Here is a 6910-nt window from a genome sequence, read left to right on the forward strand (position 1 = left end):
CTGCTGGCCGCGATTACCGCCGTCCACCGCCCAGGTGCTACCCCAGCCGATTACGCCCGCGCCGCCTTCGACACCCTGAACTAGCTGCCAGAAACGACCCGGTGACCGCGCCGTGACCGATGTTCACCAGCTCCGTGCTCGACTGGACAGGTTTGCTGTAGCCTCGGGCCCCGCTGAAAGAGACCCTGCAGCAGCTCGTCACGGCGAGTGAGCTGATGCAACTGCTCCGGCCAAGCCGGTGTCACCGACTCCGCAGAAGACTTCGCCGGGACGCGGTGCACGTGCGTTGTACGCCGGCGACCGGGCGATAAGGGACGCGCTGTCAGGGTTTGGCGGTCAGGCTGGCGAACAGGCGGTCTTGCACGGAGCGTTTCAGCCGGCACAGAGGCAGCTTCTGGACGGTCGGCGTGGGCGGAGGCGGCCCGGATCTGGTAAAGATGCCGGTGAAAGGACAGCGGCGAGGACGTCCGTGAGTTGATCGTCAGCACCGCCACTCGGTGATCATCCTGCGCGTGACGAAGGCCGCCCACATGGCCCGGATGCGCACGGGCCGAGTACCTGCTCGTGTCACGGCTAAAACCACTGCGTGAGCACTGGGCAGGTCGCGGCCGTGCCGGGGCGGACTGGCTGTCGGCGCTGAACGACCGCGTCTTGGGGGGCGAGGTGGCCGGGGCGGTGGCCGCGTGCACACCGGACTGAGCGGCGTCGACCGCGCGTGTCAGGCCCTGGTCGAGGCCGGGAGGCGGAAATCGGCGGGCCTCCCGGTCCCGCACCGCTTCGGACGCTCACCAGGGGTTGCACCAGCGCTGGTCCGCCCTCTTTCTGGTTGCCTGCACAGGTTCTCGGCCGATGGGCGGCCGCCGAGGGTGGCTTGCTTCCCGGTGTTCTGTTGTCCGTGTCGTCCACTAGGGTTCATGATCGCGAACGCGGTGGTTGTATGCCCGTGGTCTGAGAGGGGGCGCGGGGGAGAGGCACGGGGATGGGCTACACGATTCCGGGCTGGCTGGATGAGGTCCTGGACTTCATCGGTATCAACTTCCCGAACGTGGACGAGGACGACTATCGCGAAATGGCTGATGCCATGCGCGATTTCGCGGACAAGTTCGAAGGGCATGGCGCCGACGCGCACAAGGCCGTGTCCCGGATCCTGTCCTCCTCCCAGGGCTGGGCCGTCGACGCGATGGACAAGCACTGGAATCAGGTGAAGGCCGGTCACCTGGAGAAGCTTCCCGAGCTGGCTCGCCTGTTCGCCAACGCGTGCGACGCCCTGGCCGACATCATCTTCTGGATGAAGAGGAAGGCCGAGACCGAGTTGGCGGTCATGGCCGGCTCGGTGGGTCTGTCGATCGGGCTTGCCTGGGTGACCGGCGGTCTGTCAGCGGTTCTCGGTGCGGCTGAGATCACGGCCATGCGGCAGGCGGTCAAGCGGATCATCGATGAGGCCGCGGACCGGATCGTTGACGAGGTGATCGCCCAGCTCACCGAGCCGGTCAACGCCAAGCTGGAGGCGATGGTCGAGGACATGGTTCTCGACCTGGCGGATGACGCTTTCTCCATGCCGCCGACGGCCGGCAGCGGCGCGGGACACGATGCCAAGGGCGGGCACGGCGCAATGCAGCTCGCCTCAGCCGGCGGTGCGGGTGGCCACAACGGTGACGCGGGGAAGACCACCAAGATCGACCATGTCGAGTTCGAAAACGGTGCGGGAAAGGTCTCCCGACACGGTGACGAGCTGCACCTGGCCGCGAGTGCGCCACTGCGCCGGGCGCGAGGCGCGTTCGGGAAGAGTAAGGGCCGCGATCCGTTCACTCAGATCTTCGACACGGTGCTCCACGGCGCGCTCAAGGGCTCCGAGAAGGCCCTGAAGCGGATAACCACACACATCACCAACACCGTCCCCGACCGGGTGAAGGCGACCTCCCGCCTGCACAAGGGCATCGACCAGGACGTCCGGAGCAAGCTCGACGCCATCCGCCTGGGCAATAAGGACGGCGGCACCGGCCGAGACGGGCTGCCGGGTATCCCCGGGCAGCACAGGAAGTCCGGTGACGCCTACGACAAGCCCTCCCCGCTCAACAGCGCGAAGGACGACCCGCGGCGCCATGCGATCCCGTTGACGAACAAGACCTGTGAGAACGACCCGGTCGATGTCGCGACCGGAGAAATGACGCTGCCGTGCACCGATCTGTCGCTGCCCGGTGTCCTGCCGCTCGTTCTGCGCCGTACGCACCTGTCGGACTACCGGTACGGGCAGTGGTACGGCCGCAGCTGGGCCTCAACCATGGACGAGCGCCTTGAACTCGACCCGCTGGGGCAGGGCGCGGTCTGGGCCCGCGAGGACGGCTCGCTGCTCGTCTACCCCCGTCTGCCTGCGGCGGACGACGCAGCGGGAGTGATGCCGCTCGAGGGCCCGCGCCTGGCGTTGCGGCATGACGGTGACGACAACGGCACCATCACGTACTGCATATCCGACCCGGCCGGCGGATGGACACGTTCGTTCACCGGGAGCCCCTACTTCGCCTCGCCCGCCTACTGGCTCACCGCGATCGAGGACCGCAACGGCAACCGGATCGTCTTCCACCGCGACGGCAACGGCGCCCCGGCTGCCGCCTCGCACAGCGGCGGCTACCAGGTGACTTTCTCAGTCTCCGACGACCGGATCCAGAAACTGGCCCTGCGCACTCGCGAGGGGCCACACTCGGTGCTGCGCTACGGATACGACCCACAGGGCAACCTGGAAACCGTCATCAACTCCAGCGGACAGCCGCTGCGCTACACCTACGACGGCACTCGCATCACGGCCTGGACCGACCGCAACGACTCCACCTTCCGCTACGTCTACGACGACGAGGGACGCGTCGTGCGCACGGTCGGCCCGGACGGCATCTTGTCCTCCACCTTCGCCTACACCCGGCACCCCGACACCGGCGACAAGATCACCCGCTACACGGATTCCACCGGTGCCACCAGCACCTACTACCTCAACAGCGCGCTGCAGGTCGTCGCCAAGACCGACCCGCTGGGACACACCACCCACATCCGCTACGACGACCACGACCGGATACAGGCCCATACCGATCCGCTGGGTGCCACGACGTACTACGAGCGCGACGCACGCGGCAACCTGACCGGCCTGCGGACCGCTGACGGGGCCTTCACACACGCCGTCTACAACGAGCGGGACCTGCCCGTCACCGTCACCGAACGCGGCGGTGCCACCAGCCACTTCGAATACGACACCCGAGGCAACCGCATGGCCGCCGTCACTCCCGACGGTGCCCGCACCGAGTACACCTACAACGAACTGGGACACGTCATCGCGATCCGCAATGCGCTCGGTGACGTCACCCGGATCACCACCAACGCGGCCGGCCTACCGATCGGCATCACCGCCCCGAGCGGCGCCACCACCACCCTGGTCCGCGACGCCTTCGGCCGCGTCATTGAGGCCACCGACCCCCTGGGCAACACCCTGAGTCAGGGATGGACCACCGAAGGGCGTCTCGCGTGGCGGCAACTGCCCGACGGCAGCCGGGAGGAATGGACGTGGGACGGCGAAGGCAATCTGACCAGCCACACCGACCGCATGGGCCGCAGCACCCACCACACTGTCACCCACTTCGACAAACCCTCCGCCACCACCACGACCGACGGAGCCGACTACCGCTTCACCCACGACACCGAACTACGCCTCACCGCGGTGACCAACGCCGCCGGGCTGCAGTGGACCTACACCTACGACGCTGCCGGCCGCCTGACCTCCGAGACCGACTTCGACGGCCGCACGATCACCTACGAGCACGACGCGCTCGGACGCCTGACCCGCCGCACCAACGCCGCCGGGCAAACCCTCACCTTCGAACGTGACATCCTGGGCCGTGTCACGCACCTGCGCCATGACGACGGCTCGACCTCCACCTTCACCCGCGATGACAGCGGCCATGTCACCCGCATCACCAACCCCCACGCCGTCATCGACCTGACCCGGGACATCGCCGGCCGCATCATCTCCGAGACCGTCAACGGCGCCACCACCCGCTACGCCTACGACCCGCTCGGCCGCCGCACACACCGCCAGACCTCCTCAGGCGCCATCAGCACCCTCACCTACGACACCAACGGCCTGGCCTCGTACACCAGCGGCGAGCACACCTTCGCCTTCGAACGCGACGCCCTCGGCCGCGAGACCACCCGCACCCTGGACGGAACACCCACCCTGCACCACACCTGGGACAGCGTGGGCCGCATCCTCGCCCAAACCCTGATCACGTCCCAGGACGGCCCGATCGAGCGGTCCTTCACCTACCAGCCCGACGGCACCCTCACCCGTGTAGAGGACAGCCTCACCGGAGAACGCACCTACACACTCGACGCCGCCAGCCGAATCACCGCCGTCCATGCCCGCGGCTGGAGCGAAACCTACGCCTACAACGCCGCGGGCGACCTCACCCACAGCTCCCTGCCCGAACCCGCCCCCGGCCAGCACCACACCGGCCCCGTCCACTACACCGGCAGCCGCCTGACAACGGCCGGACGCACCCACGACCACTACGACGCCCAGGGCCGCGTCATCCGCCGCCAGATCAACACCCTCAGCGGCAAGACCCTCACCTGGCACTTCACCTGGAACGCCGAAGACCGCCTCACCCACGTCACCACACCCCACCACGGGCGCTGGCACTACCTCTACGACGCCCTGGGCCGCCGCATCGCCAAATGCCGTCTGGACGATGACGACCGCGTCCTCGAACGCATCACCTACACCTGGGACGGCGCCCAACTCGCCGAACAGCACACCGACGGCATATCCCTGACGTGGGACTACCTGGGGCAGCACCCCCTGGCCCAACGCGAAACCAAAACCGCCGGCCAGCAGAAGGCCATCGACCGGCGCTTCTTCGCCATCGTCGCCGACCTCTCCGGCGCCCCCAGCGAACTCATCGCCCCCGACGGGACCATCGCCTGGCGCGCCCGCAGCACCGCCTGGGGAGCCACCCAGTGGAACCGAGACTGCACCGCCTACACACCCCTGCGCTATCCGGGCCAGCACTTCGATCCGGAAACCGGCCTGCACTACAACGTCAACCGCTACTACGACCCCTGCCTGGGCCGCTACCTCACCCCCGACCCGCTCGGACTGGCTCCCGCAGCCAACCACTACGCGTACGTCCCCAACCCCTTCACCCTCACCGACCCGCTCGGACTCGCCGGGTGCACCGCCGACCCCACCTGGGGCGGCAAGGTCGTGTGGATACGGGACGAACACGGACGGCCCTACGAAATGCACGCCACCATCACCCGCGACATGATCGGCCAGGGAACCGACGCCAACGCCGCCCTGCGCCCGCCCGGCTTCGTCCATGGCACCAAGCACAACCAGGCACGCGGACACATGCTCGCACAGATACTCGGCGGCTCCGGAGACACCCTGGACAACCTCTTCACCATCACCCAAAACCCCACGAACTCCCCGCACATGAGAGACCTGGAACTACAGATCCGGGACGCCGTCCTGGGCTCGGACGACCGCCCCGGAGAGATCGTTCAGTACAGCGTCTATCTTGAGTACACGGACGACGAGAAGACCTCTGTACCGAAGTGGATCACCATGGAAGCCGACGGCAACCGCGGCTTCCACCTCACAGCAGACCTCGAGAACCCAGACCACGCCGCACAGCAGATCCGACGCAGGGACGGAATCGAATGAGCCCTCTTGAGCGCCTCACAGAACTCTGCCCCCCACCCCCCACCGAGCAGCCACCGGTGGACTGGCCGAGCGTCGAATCCAGACTCGGCCTGCGCCTTCCCGAGGACTACAAGAGGCTCACCGCGACCTACGACCCGGGACGCTTCGCGAACTACCTCTGGGTCTACGACCCCCGGCACACCTCGGTCCACGTCAACCTCGTCGGCCCCGCGACCGAACGCATTCGGGAACAAATGCGTTCAGACCACGCACGGGGAATCTACCCATCACCTGTCAGCCCAGAGCTGCTCCTGCCCTGCGGTGCGACAGACAACGGCGAATATCTCTTCTGGGTCACCACCCCCCGGGACGACCCGGACACCTGGACGATCGCCGTCAACGAGGCACGCGGACCACGCTGGTTCACCTACGACGGCAACCTGACCCAGTTCCTCGCCTCCGTCCTCAGTGGCGACACCACCGTTCCACAGTTCCCCAAGGACCTCCTCCAAGGCGGTACCGGCTTCGAGCCCTCGCGCCTGAACGAGTGGTCCCCGCCCCTGCCACCAGTTCGTCCCCCCACCGACCCCGAGGCCATCCGAGCATGGGCGCGCGCGAACGGACACGACGTCCCGATGCGCGGACGCATTCCCGCACGAGTCCGACAAGCATGGGAACAAGCACACAGAAACAACTGACCACAGCAAAGCGCCGGTCATCGAGCAACGGTCGCACCAAAACACAACGACCAGGCAGTGGACCAAGACGCCAGAGGCCAACAGGGCCGCGTCCAGCAAGCCACAGCGAAAACCTATGCCTCGACCCTGCAGACCGCCGCGACTGAGCCACGCGGTGCCGGTCGCCGGGCCGACATCGCGCCCGGCCGCCGCACCGGCCGTGGACATCGACAACGCCGACCAGACCCGCCCGATGCACCTGCAGACCATCGCTCGAATCCCCTGAACGGGTAGAGACTGCGGTTTCCCGGGCGCGTCGTATGGTTCCGCCACTACGAAGAGCACGACCAGTGATCTCCGAAAGGACTCCGTCGTGCGCTTCGCCCGGACCGCCGCCCTCACCGCCGCCCTCGCGGCCCTGCTCGTCCCCGCCGCCGCCCATGCCGTCCCGGCCGCTGACCCCACCGGGCGCGCCGCGGGTCAGACCGTCACCTTGCCGGTGCGCGACGCCCTGGCCGCTCTGCCCGTCCGCGATGAGGACCGCACC

3 protein-coding genes are annotated in these 6910 nt (G+C 67.7%); all 3 read left to right on the top strand.

From position 1 onward, the window contains the following. Positions 1–12: 12 nt before the first annotated feature. The 3 genes from ABD350_RS38135 (at position 13) to ABD350_RS37570 (ending at position 6384) form a co-directional block, all read left to right on the top strand. A complete protein-coding gene (locus tag ABD350_RS38135) occupies positions 13–84 on the top strand; it encodes a DUF6354 family protein (protein WP_425584218.1) in 72 nt (23 codons plus the stop codon). Positions 85–979: 895 nt separating this feature from the next. Further along, positions 980–5707: an RHS repeat-associated core domain-containing protein gene (locus tag ABD350_RS37565; RefSeq protein WP_344353913.1), complete on the top strand. Its 4728-nt coding sequence runs from the start codon at positions 980–982 to the stop codon at positions 5705–5707. 56 nt (positions 5708–5763) lie between these two features. Then, positions 5764–6384, top strand: coding sequence for an Lsr2 family DNA-binding protein (locus tag ABD350_RS37570; protein ID WP_344353915.1), 621 nt, complete (start codon positions 5764–5766; stop codon positions 6382–6384). Positions 6385–6910: the final 526 nt, after the last annotated feature.

This window comes from Streptomyces nogalater, assembly GCF_039532885.1.
GTDB classification, from domain to species: Bacteria; Actinomycetota; Actinomycetes; order Streptomycetales; family Streptomycetaceae; genus Streptomyces; species Streptomyces nogalater.